Genomic DNA, 17,230 nt, shown 5'->3' on the forward strand with positions numbered 1-17,230 from the left:
GGTGCCTCAGCCCGCGTAGTCGACGAGCTCGGGGTTCTCCTCGTAGACCTCGTCCAGGAGGGACAGGTCGAAGAGGTCGGACGCCTCGAGCACGATGCCGGCGCCCGCGAGGCTCTCGATGGTCGCGGCCTGCAGGTCCTCGGAGATGGTGAAGAGTCCGTTCTCGACGGTCTCCTCGGAGACGACGAGGTTCTCGGCCTGCTCCGTGGCGCCCGCGATCGAGTTCTCCGGGTTGAGGTCCAGGTCGGCGCCGTAGATCTCGTACGCCAGACGCGCGCCCTCGGCCGGGTCGTTGACGGCGTCGGTCCAGCCGCGGATCTCCGCGACGAGGAACGCCTTGAGCTTCTCGCGGTCGCTCTCGATCATCTCGTCCGTGACGGCGAAGCTCTCGGCGACGAACGGCAGGCCGTTGTCGGCGAAGGCCAGGTTCGTGACCTCGTGACCGTCGGCGGCGACCGTGATCGCCTCGTTCGTCAGGTAGGCGATGAAGCCGTCGACCTCACCGCTGACCAGCGGGGCCGGGTCGTACTGCACCGGCACGACCTCGACCTCGCCCGGGTCGATGCCGTTGGCCGCGAGCAGCGCCTGGAAGAGCGCGGTGTTGGAGTCCTGGACGCCGATCTTCTTGCCGATCAGGTCCTCGGGGGTGGCGATGTCGCCGCCGTCGGCCAGCGAGAGCACGGTGAAGGGGTTCTTCTGGAACGTGGTGCCGATGATCTTCAGCGGCGCCCCCTCGCTCGCGACGACGGAGCCGATCGAGACGGCGTCCGACAGCGCGACGTCCGTGGTGCCCGAGATGAGCTCGGCGGCACCGGTGGACGGCCCGGCCGTGAGCGTGACCTCGCCCAGTCCGGCCTCGGTGAAGTAGCCGTTCTCGAGCGCGAAGAACTCCCCGGCGAACTCCTCGTTCTTGATCCAGGAGAGCTGGACGGCGATGTCGCCGAAGGACTCGCCCTCGGCGACCGGGTCGCCCGAGGAGGAGGTGGACGACGCGGCGGCGTCGCCGTCGCCACCGGCGCAGGCGGTGAGGACGAGCGCGGCGGCGGCGACTCCCGCGACGGCGGTGAGGACGCGGCGGTGGGCGGACAGTGTCATGGCGTGATCTCCAGGGGCCGGTGCTCGACGCCGTGGATCCGGTGGCGGGAGCGAACGAGGTGACGAGGTGTCAGTGGCTCGACGCTACGAACGCGGTGTTTCCTGCACCGGAGCCGGGCGTTTCGCGGCGGTAAAGGAGAGGGCTCCGCAGGTTTCCGGCGCGAGTCCGGTCGCTGTGACTAGGGCCGGTGCTCGGCCCCGAGCCGCGCCACGGCCTCCGCCAGCGCGCGGATCCCGAGCGCGACGTCGCCCGCCGAGACCGACTCGGCGGGGTGGTGGCTGACGCCGTCGGGGTTGCGCAGGAAGAGCATCCCGACGTCGGTGATGGCACCGAGCGCCATCGCGTCGTGGCCGGCACGGCTGAAGATCTGGGCCGGGTCGTCGGCGCCGCGCGGCAGCGAGGTGAGGATGCCGGACCGCACGACGTCCTGCAGCAGCGGCGCGCACATCACGGCGGCGGCGTTGTGGACCTCGCGCGAGCTCCAGCGCAGCCCCCGCGCGCCCATGATCGCGTCGAGCTCGCGCGAGATCGCGTCCCAGACCCGGTCGCGGTCGTCGTCGAGCTCGCCCCGCAGGTCGAGCGAGAACCGCGCCTGCCCTGGCACCACGTTCACCGACCCCGGGAACGCCTCGAACTGGCCGACCGTGCCCACGATGTGGTGCTCGGCCCGGCAGATGCGCTCGACGGCGAGCGCCGCCTCGCTCGCGCCGAGCAGCGCGTCGCGCCGCATGTCGTACGGCGTCCCGCCCGCGTGGCGAGCCTCGCCGTCGACCACCAGCTGGAACCGGCGGGCGCTCGCGATCGAGGAGACGACGGCGAGCGACTCGCCCCGGCGGTCGAGCTCCGGGCCCTGCTCGATGTGGGCCTCGAGGTAACCGATCAGCTCCTCGGGCCGCCGGGCGGCCTCGCCGATCCGGCCGGGGTCGAGCCCGAACTCCAGGGCCGCCTGCCGCAGCGTGGTGCCGTCGGCGTCGGTCAGCGACCACCACTCTGGCCTCCACAGGCCGGCGACGGCGGCCGATCCCAGGAGGGCCGTGCCGAACCGCGTGCCCTCCTCGTCGGAGAACGCGATCACCTCGAGCGCGAACGGGTAGGGGGAGAAGTACCGGACCTCGCCGTCGCCGTCGGAGGTGTCGGCCACCCGCAGCAGCCGCACCACCTCGAGCGCCATCAGGACGCCGACCACGCCGTCGTACCGCCCGGCGTCTCGCACCGTGTCCAGGTGCGAGCCGAGCAGCAGCGCGGGGGTGTCGTCGCGCTGCGCGTGCTCGCGCACCGCACCCGCCCCTGCGGACGACGCGGCGACGGCGCGGGGTCGCGGCGCGAGCCGGCCGATCTGGTTGCCTGCGGCGTCCTGCCGCGTGGTCATGCCGAGCTCGCGCATCCACTCCGCCGCGAGCCGGTTCACGCGCGCGTGCTCGGGGGAGAGGTGGACGCGCTCGATCGCGTGCGGCGTGGCGCTCACGCGCGCCAGCTCGTCGCACCGCAGCATGGCGCGACGAGCCGCTGCGGCGAGCAGATCGGGTCGGAGGTCGCGCAGCACGCCCGCCGTCACCCGGCAGCCCCGTCGCCAGGACCGCCGTCGGAGTACAGCGCGGCGGCGGCCTCGACCCCCGCACCCGGGGGCACGGCCACGCCGTACCGCCGCAGCACGACCTCCAGCGCCGCGAGCGTGGTGAGCACGGCGTCCCGGCGGGCGTTGTAGCCCATCGTCCCGATCCGCCAGACGCGCCCGTGCAGCGGGCCGAACGACGTGCCGATCTCGATCCCGAAGTCGGTGAGCATGGCCGCGCGCGCGAGATCGCCCGGCACCCCGTCGGGGATCTCGACGGCGACGACGTTGCTCATCTTGTGCGCGACGTCGCCGAACACGGTCAGCCCCGTGGCGGCCACGCCGGCGAGCATCGCGGCACCCGCGAGCGCGTGCCGATCGATGACCGCCTGGCGCCCCTCGAGCGCGATGACGCGCGCGCACTCCCGCGCCGCGTAGAGCATCGAGGTGGCCTCGGTGTGGTGGTTGAGCCGCCGGGGTCCCCAGTAGTCGAGGATCATCCCCAGATCGAAGTAGTTGGAGCGCACGAAGTCGGCGGACTGCGGGTCGCCCGCCTCGCGGATGCCTGCCTCGATCCGCTTCCGGCCGCGGACGACCTCGACGGCGCGCTCGGACAGCATCAGCGGCGCTGAGCCGGACGGCCCGCCGAGGCACTTCTGCAGGCCGGCGGTCGCGGCGTCCAGGCCCCACGCGTCGGCCTCGAACGGGTTGCCGCCGAGCGAGGCGGTGGCGTCGGAGTAGAACAGCACGCCGTGCCGCTCGCAGATCTCGCCGATCTCCGCCAGCGGCTGCAGCATCGTGGTCGACGTGTCGCCCTGGACGAGCGCGAGCAGCGTCGGCCGCACGCGTACGACGGCCTCCTCGATCGCCGACGGCGCGAAGACCTGCCCCCACGGCGTCTCGATCGTGTGCACCTCGGCCATCGCGCGCTCCGCGATCTCCGCCAGCAGGTGTCCGAACCGCCCGAAGATCGGGACGAGCACGCGGTCGCCGGGGCGGATCAGCGAGACCAGCGCCGCCTCGATGCCCGCGCGGGAGGTGCCGTCCACGAGGACGCACGCCGGGGACGTCGTCGACCAGACGTGCCGCCACAGGGCCTGGGTCTGGGTCATCGCCTCGGTCATGAACGGGTCGTACTGACCGACCAGGCGCGCCGACATCGCCCGCAGCACGCTCGGGTAGGCGTCCACGGGGCCGGGGCCCATGAGGAGGCGGTGCGGCGGATCGATCGGGCCGGGGATCTCGGCGAGGATCGCGGCGGGGATCTCGGCGGCGGTCATGAGGGCTCCTTCGAGGGCGCGGTGGTCTCCAGCACGGCGGCGAGGCGGCGGGCCAGCCGGACGAGGGCGATGTCGGTCCCGGCGCGCGAGACCAGGCAGAGCCCGACCGGCGCCGGGCCGAGCGCGGAGGGGACGGTGAGCAGCGGCGCGGAGACGGCGGGCAGCCCGGCGACGGCGGCCGGCGTCGTCATCCGCAGCGTCGCCTGCCGCAGCCCGTTTACGGCAGGTCCGACGGCGGTGCGCGAGGGGGCGGGTCCGGGGACGGTCGGGGCCAGCAGCACCCGGCGGGCGACCAGCTCGGTCAGGTGCGTCCGGCGCGCCTCGAGCTCGGCGCGCGCGGCCTGCTCGGCCGCCGCGGTGACCTCGCTCGCCTGCCGCATCCGCTGCGCGACCGCGGGACCCAGGGCGTGCGGGTGCTCGCGGAGCCAGCCGCCGTGGTTGCGCCAGGCCTCGGCACCCTGGACGGTGCGGAACGGGTCGGCGCAGCCCGCGAGGTCGCCGATCGGGCCTCGCTCGAGCGCGGGGGCGTCGTCGACGGTCGCGAGCCGGGCCAGCAGCGCCTCGAACGCCGCGGCGGTGGCCGGTTCGAGGCACGCGAGCACCTCGTCGGGCACGAGGAAGGCCCACGGCAGCTCGTCGGCGGACTCGCCGTACACGCTCTCGGTCGACTCCGACCCGTCGTAGCTGAGGCACCAGTCGGCGACGCGCTGCAGCGTCGCGCCGTCCCGCGTGAGCCAGCCGACCGTGTCGAACGACTGCGCGAGCGGCAGCAGACCCTGCCGCGGCACGAGGCCGTGCGTCGTGCGCAGGCCCCACAGGCCCTGGTAGCTGGCGGGCACCCGGACCGACCCCGCGGTGTCGGTCGCGAGGGCGATGTCGGCCTGACCGGTCGCGACGGCGGAGGCCGGGCCGCTGGAGGAGCCGCCCGGCAGGGCGCCGGGCAGGGCGCCGTTCGGGGGCGTGCCGTAGTGCGGGTTGTCGCCCGCGACGGAGTAGGCGAACTCGTCGGTGCGGGCGATGCCGCGCAGCGAGGCGCCCGCCCGCAGGAGGTCGACGACGGCGGGGGCGCTCGACGGCTCGACCCTGGCCGAGGCGAGGTAGGTCGGGTTGCCCGCGCCGATCCGGTAGCCCTGGAGCGCGAACAGGTCCTTGACCGCGACGGTCAGACCCTCCAGCGGGCCCTCGTCCGCGCCCTGCCAGAGGGGGGCGCCGACGCTGCGCCAGATCGAGCGGTCCAGCGCCTGGGCGCGGGGCGTCACGTGCGCGGCGGTGATCAGCCAGCGGCCGTCGAGGCGCTGCCAGACCTGGGTCTGCACGCCCGTGCCGCCGTGGACGTACCGCGAGAGACCGACGACCAGCGCCGTGTCGGGGCCGAGGGGGCGGTGCTCGATGCGCTCGATCACGCGCTCGGGCACGCCGCCGCGGGTGCTGCGGAAGGCGCTGATCGCGTCGTGGCCGACCAGGAGGCCGGCGCCGTCGGCCCGCATCGTCGCGGCCCCGGGGGCGAAGGCGGCGCCGAGCGCGTCGAGGTCGTTGCTCACGACGGCCCGTTCGTAGGCCTCGACGGCCTCGCGCAGGTCGTCGGGCATCGGCGCGGCGGTCACCGGGCCGGGCGTCCGCTCAGGCACGGGGCACCCCGGCGAAGTCGGCCTTGCGGATCCGGGCGTGCGCGCCGCACACCTGGTCGACCACCTGGGAGACGTCGACGTCGGTGGCCGCGGACAGGTAGGCGTAGGCGAGGTGCTCCGCCAGGCCCCAGCGGGCCTGGATCAGCGCGAGCGACGCGCGGACGCAGGCGCGGACCGCCTCGTCGAGGTCGGGGTCCAGGCCCGTCGGGACGAGCCACTCGTCCGTCTCGACCAGCGGTCCGGTGATCTCACCGAACTCGGTGCGCGCCTGCTCGGCGGGCACGACGTCGAACCGCAGCGTCGCGCGCAGCGACGCCTCGAGCGCGGTGAGCGAGACCTCGCCGTCGCCCTGCGCGAAGTGCGGGTCGCCGACGTAGGCCAGCGCCCCCGGCACCTGCACGGGCAGGTAGAGGCGGCTGCCCTCGACCAGGAGGTTGATGTCGATGTTGCCGCCGTGGGCGCCGGGTGGCACCGAGTGCGGCCGCTCGTCGCCGGCGACGGCCACGCCCGTGATGCCGAGGAACGGGGCGAGCGGGAACTGCACGAGGCGAGGTCCGCCGTCGTGCACCGGGAGCGTGCCGACGCGCTCGCCGTCGCGCTCCTCGACGGGGGTGAACACATGGACGTTCCCCGGCGTGCGCGGCAGCTCGCCCGCGAGCGCGCCGCGGCCGTGCCGGTTGGAGATGACGCCGTACGGCACCCGCGGCACGAGGCTCACGACCGTGATGCGGAGCAGGTCGCCCGGCCGGGCGCCCGTCACGTGCACCGGGCCCGTGACGACGTGCGGTCCGTCCGTCCCGGGGTCGCGCGGGGAACTCGCGGCGATCGCGACGGCGTCGGTGAGCACGTGCTCCGCCGGCACCCCCTGGGCGGTGAAGTAGGCGAGCGGGTCCGAGCCCTGGTCGGGCAGCAGGCCCTCGTGGCTGACGGTGTCGAACGTGACGCTCTCGCCGGAGGCGATCGTCAGGACCGGGGCGTCCGTGGCGCACGGCAGGCGACCCCAGAGGATCGTCTCCGGGGTCGATCGGAGGTAGTGGTCACCGGCGAGGTCGCCCTCGCCGGGCTGAAGGATCGCGGGGTTCGGCACGTCGCTCACCCGGCCACCGCCACGCGGGAGGCGAGGATCTCGCGGCCCGCGCGCGCGTGCAGCCCGCCGTCGGCGGTCCAGGCCAGGGTGCCGTGCACCCAGGTGGTCGCGACGACGCCGCGGAGCACGGCGCCGTCCCAGGGCGAGAGCTTGTTGCGGTACTCCAGCGCGGCGGCGTCGACCGTCCAGGTCGCCCCGGGCGCGAACGCCACCAGGTGCGCGGGGGAGCCGACGGCGATCCGGCCGGGACCGCCGTCGCCGTCGAGCCCCGCGATCCGCGCGGAGCCGGTCGTGATCAGCGGCAGCAGGTCCTCGAGCGCGACGCCGCGGCGGACGGCCTCCGTCCACAGCGCCGACAGCCCGGTCTGCAGCCCGGCGATGCCGCCCCACGCCAGCCCGAGGTCGCCGCCGCCCTGCTCCTTGAGCTCGCGGGTCGACGGCGAGTGGTCGCTGACGACGGCGTCGATCGTGCCGTCCAGGACGCCCTGCCACAGCAGGCCCTGGTTGGCGCGGTCGCGGATGGGCGGGCAGCACTTGAAGGCGCCGGCGCCGTCGGGCACGTCCTCCGAGGCGAGCGTGAGGTAGTGCGGACAGGTCTCGACCGTCAGCCGCACGCCGTCGGCCCTCGCTGCGCGGACGGCGTCCAGCGTGCCGCCGTCGGACAGGTGCACGACGTGCGCGCGCGCCCCCGTGCGCCGCGCCGCCTCGATGACGGCGGCGACCGCCGTTGCCTCGCTGCGGGGCGGCCGCGAGGCGAGGAAGTCGGCGTAGCGCGGGCCGAGCGGCCCGCCCGGGTGCAGGTGGTCGGGGTCCTCGGCGTGGACGATCAGCACGCCGTCGAACGCCGCGATCTCGGTGAGCGCGGACTCCAGCTGAGGCAGCTCCAGGTGGCCGAACTCCTCGATGCCCGACGGCGCGAGGAAGCACTTGAAGCCGACGACGCCGGCCGCGGCCAGCTCGGCCAGCGATCCGAGGTTCTCCGGCACGGCGCCGCCCCAGTAGGCGACGTCGACGGCGAGCCTGCCGGGCGTCACCGCACGCTTCGCGGCGAGCGCGTCGGGCGTCGTGGTGACCGGCACGCTGTTGAGCGGCATGTCGACGACGGTGGTGACGCCGCCCGCGGCCGCCGCGGCCGTACCGGTCGCGAAGCCCTCCCACTCGGTGCGGCCGGGATCGTCGAGGTGCACGTGGTGGTCGACGAGACCGGGCAGGAGGACCTGGTCGTCGGGGAGCACGACGTCGGCGCCGGGGTCGAAGTCCTCGACCGCCACGATGCGGCCGGCGGCCAGGCGCACGGTCGCCGGGCGAGGCGTACCGCCGAGGTGGGTGCGCCGGGCGGCGACGGAGTGCGGGGCTGTCATGGTCGCGACCCTAGGTCGGTCGGGTTTCCCGCCGGTTACCGCCTCGTCGCCGGGAGGTTCGGTGTGGCGCGGACCGGGCGGAGCTCGCGGGCGTGTGGCTACGGTGGGCGCGTGCTGCTGACCGAGCTCTCCGCCCTGCCCGAGCCCCGCGCCGCCGAGGTGGTGGCCGTCTGGGCCGCCGTCCCGACCTGGGTCGAGGCGATCGTCGCCGCGCGACCGTACGGCTCGCGGGAGGCCCTGGAGTCGCATGCCGCGTCGCTCGCCGCGAGGTGGACGCGGGCCGATCTCGACGCCGCGCTCGCCCACCACCCGCGGATCGGGGAGCGGCCGAGGGGGACCGGGGAGGAGGCGGCGGCGTCGCGCTCCGAGCAGGCGTCGATGGCGGACGCGGAGGCGGACGTGACGACGGCGATCGCGCACGCCAACGCCGCCTACGAGGCGCGGTTCGGCCGGGTGTTCCTCATCCGTGCCGCCGGCCGCAGCCCGGAGGAGATGCTGGCCGAGGCCCGGCGCCGGCTCCACAACGACGACGAGGCCGAGGTCCGCGAGGCGCTCGACCAGCTCGCGCAGATCGCGCTGCTCCGGCTGCGCACCACCATCGAGGACGCCACCGAGGAGGACGCGTGACCGAGCCGACCCCCCACCTGACCACCCACGTGCTCGACGCCGCCGCGGGGACCCCCGCGGTCGCCGTCGAGATCGTGCTGACCGGCCCGGGCGGCGAGATCGCGCGCGGTCTCACCGACGCGGACGGCCGGCTCGGGCTGGGGCCCGAGCGGCTCGACGACGGCGACCACACGCTCACGTTCGCCACCGGCGCGTACTTCGAGGGCCGGGGCGTCGAGGCGTTCTACCCGCGCGTGGACGTCACGTTCACGGTGCGGGCCGCCCCCGACGGGTCGGTGCGCCACCACCACGTGCCGATCCTGCTCAGCCCGTTCGCCTACTCCACCTACCGCGGGAGCTGACCGACGCGTCGTCAGCCCGACCCGGAACACCGGCGAACCCTGCCCGAAACCGCGGCGTGACACGCGATTCCTAGGGTCGCGGGATGAAGATCATCGTGGTCGGGGCGGGCATCGGCGGCACCAGTGCGGGGATCGCGCTGCAGCGGCTCGGGCACGACGTCGTGATCTACGACCGGATGCGCGAGAACAAGCCGGTCGGCGCCGCGCTCTCGCTGTGGTCCAACGGCGTGAAGGTGCTCAACTGGCTCGGGCTGGCCGACGAGGTCGCGGCGCTCGGCGGACGCATGGAGTCGATGGCCTACCGCGACGGCGCCACGGGCGAGACGCTGTGCGACTTCAGCCTCGCGCCGGTCACGGCGGCGACCGGCCAGCGTCCCTACCCGGTGGCGCGCGCCGACCTGCAGCAGCTGCTGCTGACGACGTTCGGGCTCGACCGCGTCCACCTCGGCACGGAGGTGGTGGGGGTCTCCGACGACGGCGAGACCGTCACCGCACACTTCGCCGACGGCACGTCTGACACCGCGGACCTGCTGATCGGGGCGGACGGCGCCCGCTCGGTCGTGCGCGAGCACGTCACCGCCGGCGGGCCGCGGATCGAGCGCACCTACTCGGGCTACACGAACTTCAACGGGCTGGTCGACTCGGACCCGGCCATCGGGCCGGTCGACGCCTGGACCACCTACGTCCGCGACGGCAAGCGCTGCGCCGTGATGCCCGTGGCGCAGGGACGGTCCTACTTCTGGTTCGACGTGCCCCAGCCCGCGGGCCTGCCCTACGACCGGTCCGAGGGCAAGGCCCCGCTGCTGGAGGCGTTCGCGGGCTGGGCCCCCGGCGTCGAGACGCTGCTGGCGGCGATCGACCCCGCCGTCTCGCTCAACCGCGTCGAGATCTGGGACATCGACCCGTTCCACACCTGGGTGCGCGGCCGGGTGGCGATCCTCGGCGACGCCGCCCACAACACCTCGCCGGACATCGGTCAGGGCGCGTGCCTGGCGCTGGAGGACTCCTTCGCGCTGGGGATCCTCGTGGCCACGACCACCGTGAGCGTCGAGGACACCCTGCTGCGCTACCAGGAGGTGCGCAGCGAGCGCGCGGGGGACCTCGTGCTGCGGGCACGCAGGCGCGGTGACGAGACGCACGGGTACGACCCCGAGGTGACGGCGGCCTGGTACGAGAGCCTGCGCACCGAGGACGGCAGCGGCGTCATCCGGGGGATCCTCGGGAACATCGTCGGGAGCCCGGTGAACCTCGGGGGACCGCTGCGCTGACGGGCCGCCGCTCAGGGGTTCGGGCGGAACGAGGGCACACGCGACGGCGGGGCCCCTCGGAAGGGGGCCCCGCCGTCGTCGTCGTGAGCGGTGCGGTCAGTGGTGCCCGGACCCGGGCGCCGTCTCGACCGAGGCGGCCGGGACGGCGTGCGGCCCGACGCCGATGTCGTGGGCGTCCAGCTTCTCCTCGTCCGAGCCGAGCAGGAGGTTGAGCAGGATCGCGGTGATGGCCCCGGCGGAGATGCCGGAGTCGAAGATCAGCGTGAACCAGGTCGGGAACTGGTGGTAGATGGTCGGAGCGACCGTCGGCAGCAGGGCGACGCCGACCGAGATCGCCACCACGAGGATGTTCTTGTTCGTGAAGTGGACGCGGGTCAGGGTGCGGATGCCGGACGCGGCGACCATGCCGAACAGCGCGATGCCGGCGCCACCGAGGACCGCCCGCGGGACGCCCTCGACCGCGGCCGCCACCTTGGGCAGCAGGCCCAGCACCACCAGGATGCCGCCGGCCATCGTGGCGACGTAGCGCGAGCGGACACCGGTCAGGGAGACGAGCCCGACGTTCTGCGCGAACGCCGTGTAGGGGAACGTGTTGAAGATGCCGCCGAGCACCGTGCCCAGGCCGTCGGCGCGCAGGCCGTCCGCGAGCGAGCGCGAGGTGACGGGCTTCTCGACGATCTCGCCGACGGCGATCATGTCGCCGGTCGTCTCGGTCATGATCACGATGCCGACGATGATCATCGACAGCACGGCGGCGAGCTGGAAGGTCGGCACCCCGAAGTGGAAGGGCGTGACGACGGCGAACCAGCCGGCCTCGCCGACCGCCGAGAAGTCGGTCATGCCGGGCACGACCACCGCGACGAGGGTGCCGAGCAGGAGGCCCAGCAGCACGGAGACGCGCTGCAGTGCGGGCGGCGCGAAGCGCTCGATGAGGAGGATGAGCACGAGCGTGCCGGCGGCGAACGCGACGTTGACCGGCGCCGCGCCCGCCTCGCCGCCGCCGTCGAGGATCCAGCCGGCGGCGACGTCCATCAGCGACAGCCCGATGATGAGGATCACCGTGCCGGTCACGAGCGGCGGGAAGAACCGCAGCAGCCGGGAGAAGAACGGCGCCACGAGGATCATGAAGACGCCGCACGCGATGGTGGCGCCGAAGATCGCCGTGATGCCGCCGTCGCCCGTCCCGATCGCGATCATCGGCCCGACGGCGGCGAAGGTCACGCCCTGCATCAGCGGCAGGCGCACCCCGAACCGCCAGAAGCCGACCGACTGCACGATGGTCGCGAGGCCCGCGACGAACAGGTCGGCGCTGATGAGGAACGCCATCTCCTGCGGCGTCAGTCCGATCGCGCCGCCGACGATCAGGGGGACGGCGACGGCGCCCGCGTACATCGCGAGGACGTGCTGGAGCCCGAGGGGGAAGAGCCGGGCGAGGGGCGGCACGGTGTCGACCGTGTTCGCCTCCGTGCCGGCGGGAGTGGGGGAGGGGGCGCGTTCGTCGTCGGTGGTGAGGGTCATGGCCGGCTCCTGCCGTCGAGGAGCGGCAGCCGAGGGAGACTCCGCCCCGTTGCCTGGTGCGGGTGACCCTAGGGGCGGCGCGTGCGGCGGCGACAGGGCCTGAGGCCCGGAACGGCGAGGTTTAACGGCACCGTTACGACCCGGCAACGCGGGGCCGGGCCCGGCGGCGCGTCCGTGAGGTGCGTCACGACGTGTCCACGGGGCGTCGAGGGGGAGCGGAGAGAGCCACCGTCCTGCCACGATGACCGTCATGCCCAGCAGCGTGCCCCCGACGGCGACCTCGACCCCCACCTCATCGCCCCGGGGCGGCCTCCTCGGCCGCCTCGACAGCTACTTCCTCGTCTCGGCCCGGGGCTCGACCCTCGCGCGCGAGGTCAGGGGTGGCATCGTGACGTTCTTCGCGATGAGCTACATCGTCGTGCTGAACCCGATCATCCTCGGCGGGACCGACGCCACCGGCGCGTTCCTCGGGGGTGGCGACGGTGCGTCCGCGCAGGTGAAGATCGCCGCGGCCACCGCGCTGGTCGCCGGCGTCCTGTCGATCCTGATGGGCGTCATCTCCAAGATGCCGCTGGCGATGGCTGCGGGGCTCGGGCTCAACGCCGTCGTGGCCTTCGGCATCGCTCTGATGCCCGACATGACGTGGGCCGACGCGATGGGCATCGTGGTGCTCGAGGGTCTGCTGATCCTCGTGCTCGTGCTGACCGGGGTGCGGCAGGCCGTGTTCAACGCGGTGCCGGCCGAGCTGAAGGTCTCCATCAGCGTCGGCATCGGCCTGTTCATCGCGTTCATCGGCGTGGTCAACGCCGGCTTCGTCCGCACGGGCGGCGGCACGCCGGTCGAGCTCGGCATCGGCGGCTCCATCGCCAGCTGGCCGCTCGCGGTGTTCGTGGTCGGCCTGGTGATCTCGATCGTGCTGTGGATCAAGCAGACCCGCGGGGCCCTCCTCATCTCGATCGTCGCGACGACGGTCCTCGCCTTCCTCATCGAGACGTTCTGGCACGTCAGCCGCGGCGCCGAGGGCACCGGCTGGGCGAGCAACGTGCCGATCTGGCCCGGGTCGCCGGTGGCCACGCCCGACTTCTCCCTCATCGGCCAGGTCTCCCTGTTCGGCTCGTTCGAGAAGCTGACCTTCATCACCGTCGTGCTGCTCGTCTTCACGCTGCTGCTCGCGGACTTCTTCGACACGATGGGCACGATGGTCGCGGTGGGCGGCGCCGCCGGCCTGCTCGACTCCGAGGGCAACCCGCCCCGCACCAAGCAGATCCTCGTCGTCGACTCCCTCGGGGCGGTCGCCGGTGGTGCCGGCTCGGTCAGCTCCAACACGGCCTACATCGAGTCCTCGGCCGGTGTGGCCGAGGGGGCCCGGACCGGGCTCGCGTCGGTGGTCACCGGTGTGGCGTTCCTGCTCGCGACGTTCCTGTCGCCCCTGGTGAACATGGTCCCGTCCGAGGCGGCCGCCCCGGCGCTCGTGATCGTCGGGTTCCTGATGATGACGCAGATCAGCGGCATCGACTGGAAGAACCTCGAGGTCGCGATCCCGGCGTTCCTCGTGATCGCCCTGATGCCGTTCACCTACTCGATCACGGTCGGCCTCGGCGCCGGCTTCGTCACGTTCGTCCTCATCAAGGTGCTGCTGGGCAAGTCCCGCCAGGTCCACCCGCTGATGTGGGTCGCCGCGGCGATGTTCGTCCTGTACTTCGTGCGCGGGCCGATCCAGGCGCTGGTCGGCTGACCCGACCCGGGCCGCGTCAGCGAGGGGCGGGCGCCTCGGCCCGCTCCAGCAGCGCGGCGACCGTCGACGGGCGCACGGTGAGGGCGAGGTAGGCGCACGCGGCGAGGCTGACGACGACGGCGCCGAGGAACGTCGTCGGCAGGCTCCACCGCTCGGCGACGACGCCACCGAGCACGGCGCCGACCGGCATCAGGCCGAACGCGAGCGTCCGTCCGGCGCCGCCGACCCGGCCCAGCAGGTGCCGCGGCACGAGCCGCTGGCGCAGCGACATCGAGACGACGTTGCCGATGGTGTTGAGCAGCCCGAGCACGGCCAGCGTGCCGGCGAACACCCAGCCGTTCGGCCAGAGCACGGGCACGGCCATGAGCAGCACGTTCGCCGTGAGGGTGCCGAGGATCGTCGGGACCTCGCCGAAGCGCCGCTGCACCCGCTCGGCGAGCAGGGACCCGGCGACGGCCCCGGCCGCGAACCCGACCATGATCAGCGGGTACTGCGACTGCGTGAGCCCGGCGGCCGACGTCGGACCGACCGCCCACAGCACGAACACCGCGAAGTAGCCGGTGCTGGCCATGTTGAGCACGCCCGACGTGATCACGAGCGGACGCAGCACGGGGTGCCGCACGAGGAACGCCAGGCCATCGCGGACCTGCGTGAGGCCGGTCCGCACAGCCGAGCGGGTGGGGGCGGCATCGTCGATCGCCGTGGTGGTGCGGGTGGTCGTGCGGGTGGTCGCCTCGTCGGCCACGCGGCGGTAGCTGCCGCGCAGCCCGACGGCGAGGGTGACGGCGGCCAGCGCCGCCAGCGCGGCGGAGACCCCGAACCCGAGCCCGGCCCCGACGACGATCAGCGCGCCGGCGAGCGGCGCCCCGAGAAAGCTGTTGGCGACCTGCTGGACGCCGACGATGCGGCCGTTCGCCGCGGACAGGCGGTCGGTCGGGACCAGGTCGGGGACGATCGCCGTCGCGCCGAGGTCGGCGAACACCTCGGTCGCGCCGTAGGCCAGGACGACGAGGACCAGCAGGGGCATCGTCAGGGCATCGGCGGCGACGAGCGCGGCGGCCGTGCCGAGCAGCGCCGCGCGGACGGCGAGGGCGACGACCTGCGCCCGACGGCGGTCGACGCGGTCGATGATCGCGCCCGCGGCTATGCCCAGCAGCAGCCACGGCAGCCAGGTGGCCGCCGTGAGCAGGCCGATCTGCGTGGGGGAGGTGGTGAGGCCGAGCGCGACGAGGGGCGCGAGCGTGGCCAGGACCCCGTCGCCCAGGTTCGCGAGGCCGGTGGAGGTGAGCTGGGCGGCGAAGGGGCGACCGAGCGGGGCGGGCGCCGGGGGCTGCTCCGGTGCGGCGGGTGCGGTCGAGGGCGTCGCGGGTGGAGCGGCGGAGGCAGACATCGTCGGTCTTCTCTCGTAGGCTGGACTCGCAGAGAGTTCTCTGCAAAGAAATCTATGCAAAGGTAACTCTGCACATGGCCGATGGCAAGGGCGAGGTGTCCGAGCGCCACCACATGAGCGCTGACTCCCTCAAGGCGTTCGCGCACCCGCTGCGCATGCAGCTCTACTCCCAGCTGCAGAACGGTGGTCCCGCGACCGCGAGCCAGCTCGGGCGCGCGCTGGGGGAGAGCAGCGGGCAGACCAGCTACCACCTGCGTCAGCTCGAGCGGCACGGCTTCGTCGAGGACGATCCGGCGCACTCCGGGGGGCGCGAGCGGTGGTGGCGCGCGGTCGGGTTCAACATGGACTCGCTCGAACTGCTGCGCGATCCGGCGACGGCGGGGTCCGCGCAGGTGGTCCTGCAGCAGACGGTGTCGGAGCGAGCCGGCGCCCTCACCGCCTGGGTCAACGCGCTCGACCTCGACGACCCGGTCTGGACCGGGATGCTCAGCTCTTCGACCGTGTCGCTCACGGCCGAGGAGTTCGAGGAGATCACCGGTGCGCTGATGGCGATGCTGGAGGAGCGGCTGGAGCCGATGCGCGGGCGCACGCTCGACGAGACGCCCGAGGGCACGCGCCGCGTGCGGTTCCACGTCGACGCGTTCCCGCTCGTCGGTGGCGGGATGCCGTCGGAGTGACGGCCCGCCCGGTGGGCGTCCGAGTGACGGCCGCCCCGGCCGGCGCCGGACATCCTCGCTAGGCTCAGGTTCTGTGAAGATCCTTCTCGTCGGCTCCGGCGCCCGTGAACACGCTCTCGCCCGCTCGCTCGCCCTCGGCGGAGCCGACCTGGTGATCGCCCCCGGCAACCCGGGTACCGCCGCGTGCGGCGAGAACCGCCCGGTCGACGCGAGCGATCCCTCCGCCGTCGCCGACCTGGCGCAGGAGGTCGGGGCCGAGCTCGTCGTCGTGGGCCCCGAGGCCCCGCTGGTGGCCGGCGTCGCGGACGCGGTGCGCGCCGTCGGGATCCCGGTCTTCGGCCCGGACGCGGCCGCCGCCCGGCTCGAGGGCTCGAAGGCCTTCGCCAAGGACGTCATGGCCGCCGCCGAGGTGCCGACCGCCCTCGCGCACGTGTGCACCACGATCGACGAGGTCGCCGCGGCGCTCGACGCGTTCGGCGCCCCGCACGTGGTCAAGGACGACGGGCTCGCGGCGGGCAAGGGCGTGGTCGTGACCGACGACCGCGACGCCGCGCTCGCGCACGCCGCCGAGTGCCTCGACAAGCCGGACGGGCGCGTGGTGATCGAGGAGTTCCTCGACGGGCCCGAGGTCTCGCTGTTCGTGCTGAGCGACGGCGTCGACGTCGTCCCGCTCGCCCCCGCCCAGGACTTCAAGCGGATCTTCGACGGCGACGCCGGCCCCAACACCGGCGGCATGGGTGCCTACAGCCCGCTCGAGTGGGCGCCCGAGGGACTCGTGGAGGAGGTCGTCGAGCGCGTCGCGCGTCCCACGGTGGCCGAGCTCGCGCGACGCGGCACGCCGTTCGTCGGGCTGCTCTACTGCGGGCTCGCGCTGACGAGCCGGGGCATGCGGGTCATCGAGTTCAACGCGCGGTTCGGCGACCCCGAGACCCAGGTCGTGCTCGCGCGGCTGCTGACCCCGCTCGACGTCGCGCTGCACGCGGCGGCGACCGGTGCGCTCGCGACGCTCGAGCCGCTGCGCTGGAGCGAGGACGCGGCGGTGACGGTCGTCGTCGCGACGCCCGGGTACCCGGAGTCGGCGCGGACCGGCGGCGTGATCGGCGGGGTGGACGAGGTCGAGGCGCTGGGCGGCGCGTGGGTGCTGCACGCCGGGACCGCGCGCGACGGCGAGGGCCGGCTCGTGAGCGCGGGCGGCCGGGTGCTCTCGGTCGTCGGCACGGGGGCGACGCTGGCCGACGCCCGCGAGGTCGCCTACGACGCCGTCGGACGGATCGAGCTCGAGGGCGGGCAGTCGCGCACGGACATCGCGCTCAAGGCGGAGCGCGGCGAGATCACGGTCTGACCGCCGGCGCCCTCTGATCCGCCCCTTCGCCCCGCCCAATCCACCGGCGAGGGGTTTCTGCACCACCGGCGAGAGGTTTCTGCACCCTTGGTCGGTGCGCAACCCCCCGCCGTCGTGAGCCTGTGGTTGGCGCGTGTCGACGGCGGTTGGCGCGCCCGTATCGCGGGGTGGGTGTCGAGGGGCGACGGCGGGCCCGTGGTTCGGGCGCATCACGCGCGGAGGGTGGGCCCAGATCGCGGGGTGGCGGTCGCCGTCGCCGTCTGCTGAGTACGACGGCGGATGGGCGCGCGTGGTGCAGAACCCCCTCGCGGGTGGTGCAGAACCCCCT

At 74.1% G+C, this 17,230-nt stretch carries 14 protein-coding genes; 6 read left to right on the plus strand and 8 right to left on the minus strand.

Features of this window, described 5'->3' with window-relative positions; all coding sequences use genetic code 11:
* Positions 1-6 precede the first annotated feature (6 nt).
* The 6 genes from C8046_RS14650 to allB form a co-directional block, all read right to left on the minus strand.
* Positions 7-1,095, minus strand: a complete 1,089-nt coding sequence (locus tag C8046_RS14650; RefSeq protein ID WP_109230078.1) for an ABC transporter substrate-binding protein — start codon at positions 1,093-1,095, stop codon at positions 7-9.
* Positions 1,096-1,274: 179 nt separating this feature from the next.
* Complete coding sequence (locus tag C8046_RS14655; protein ID WP_109230961.1) at positions 1,275-2,588, minus strand: M20 family metallo-hydrolase; 1,314 nt, start codon at positions 2,586-2,588, stop codon at positions 1,275-1,277.
* A 59-nt stretch (positions 2,589-2,647) separates the two neighbouring features.
* A complete protein-coding gene (locus C8046_RS14660; RefSeq protein WP_109230079.1) occupies positions 2,648-3,928 on the minus strand; it encodes a pyridoxal-phosphate-dependent aminotransferase family protein in 1,281 nt (426 codons plus the stop codon).
* Positions 3,925-5,532 (minus strand): AtzH-like domain-containing protein, encoded by a 1,608-nt coding sequence (locus C8046_RS14665; protein ID WP_235866343.1) that lies wholly within the window; start codon positions 5,530-5,532, stop codon positions 3,925-3,927. Before C8046_RS14665 ends, C8046_RS14660 begins: the two co-directional genes overlap by 4 nt.
* A 16-nt stretch (positions 5,533-5,548) precedes the next feature.
* Positions 5,549-6,652, minus strand: coding sequence for an acetamidase/formamidase family protein (locus tag C8046_RS14670; protein WP_199224494.1), 1,104 nt, complete (start codon positions 6,650-6,652; stop codon positions 5,549-5,551).
* The gene (gene allB, locus C8046_RS14675) at positions 6,649-8,004 is read right to left on the minus strand and encodes an allantoinase AllB (RefSeq protein ID WP_109230080.1); all 1,356 of its coding nucleotides are present in this window, start codon (positions 8,002-8,004) and stop codon (positions 6,649-6,651) included. Before allB ends, C8046_RS14670 begins: the two co-directional genes overlap by 4 nt.
* Before the next feature lie 111 nt (positions 8,005-8,115).
* Between allB and uraD the strand changes: the two genes are divergently transcribed.
* The 3 genes from uraD (at position 8,116) to hpxO (ending at position 10,240) form a co-directional block, all read left to right on the plus strand.
* On the plus strand, positions 8,116-8,631 hold the full coding sequence (gene uraD / locus C8046_RS14680; protein ID WP_109230081.1) for a 2-oxo-4-hydroxy-4-carboxy-5-ureidoimidazoline decarboxylase: 516 nt from the start codon (positions 8,116-8,118) through the stop codon (positions 8,629-8,631).
* The gene (uraH, locus tag C8046_RS14685; RefSeq protein WP_109230082.1) at positions 8,628-8,972 is read left to right on the plus strand and encodes a hydroxyisourate hydrolase; all 345 of its coding nucleotides are present in this window, start codon (positions 8,628-8,630) and stop codon (positions 8,970-8,972) included. The genes uraD and uraH overlap by 4 nt, the downstream gene beginning before the upstream one ends.
* A gap of 83 nt (positions 8,973-9,055) precedes the next feature.
* On the plus strand, positions 9,056-10,240 hold the full coding sequence (hpxO, locus tag C8046_RS14690; RefSeq protein ID WP_109230083.1) for an FAD-dependent urate hydroxylase HpxO: 1,185 nt from the start codon (positions 9,056-9,058) through the stop codon (positions 10,238-10,240).
* A gap of 96 nt (positions 10,241-10,336) precedes the next feature.
* On the opposite strand, the gene C8046_RS14695 is transcribed toward hpxO, so the two are convergent.
* Positions 10,337-11,758 carry a nucleobase:cation symporter-2 family protein gene (locus tag C8046_RS14695; RefSeq protein ID WP_109230084.1) on the minus strand — a complete coding sequence of 474 codons (1,422 nt, stop codon included), beginning with the start codon at positions 11,756-11,758 and terminating at the stop codon, positions 10,337-10,339.
* A gap of 250 nt (positions 11,759-12,008) precedes the next feature.
* Between C8046_RS14695 and C8046_RS14700 the strand changes: the two genes are divergently transcribed.
* The gene (locus C8046_RS14700) at positions 12,009-13,493 is read left to right on the plus strand and encodes an NCS2 family permease (protein ID WP_109230964.1); all 1,485 of its coding nucleotides are present in this window, start codon (positions 12,009-12,011) and stop codon (positions 13,491-13,493) included.
* A gap of 16 nt (positions 13,494-13,509) precedes the next feature.
* On the opposite strand, the gene C8046_RS14705 is transcribed toward C8046_RS14700, so the two are convergent.
* Positions 13,510-14,883, minus strand: a complete 1,374-nt coding sequence (locus C8046_RS14705) for an MFS transporter (protein WP_109230085.1) — start codon at positions 14,881-14,883, stop codon at positions 13,510-13,512.
* A gap of 113 nt (positions 14,884-14,996) precedes the next feature.
* Between C8046_RS14705 and C8046_RS14710 the strand changes: the two genes are divergently transcribed.
* Positions 14,997-15,560: a winged helix-turn-helix domain-containing protein gene (locus C8046_RS14710; RefSeq protein ID WP_199224495.1), complete on the plus strand. Its 564-nt coding sequence runs from the start codon at positions 14,997-14,999 to the stop codon at positions 15,558-15,560.
* A gap of 73 nt (positions 15,561-15,633) precedes the next feature.
* A complete protein-coding gene (gene purD / locus C8046_RS14715; protein WP_109230087.1) occupies positions 15,634-16,902 on the plus strand; it encodes a phosphoribosylamine--glycine ligase in 1,269 nt (422 codons plus the stop codon).
* Positions 16,903-17,230 lie beyond the last annotated feature (328 nt).

It is taken from the genome of Serinibacter arcticus, from assembly GCF_003121705.1.
GTDB lineage: Bacteria > Actinomycetota > Actinomycetes > Actinomycetales > Beutenbergiaceae > Litorihabitans.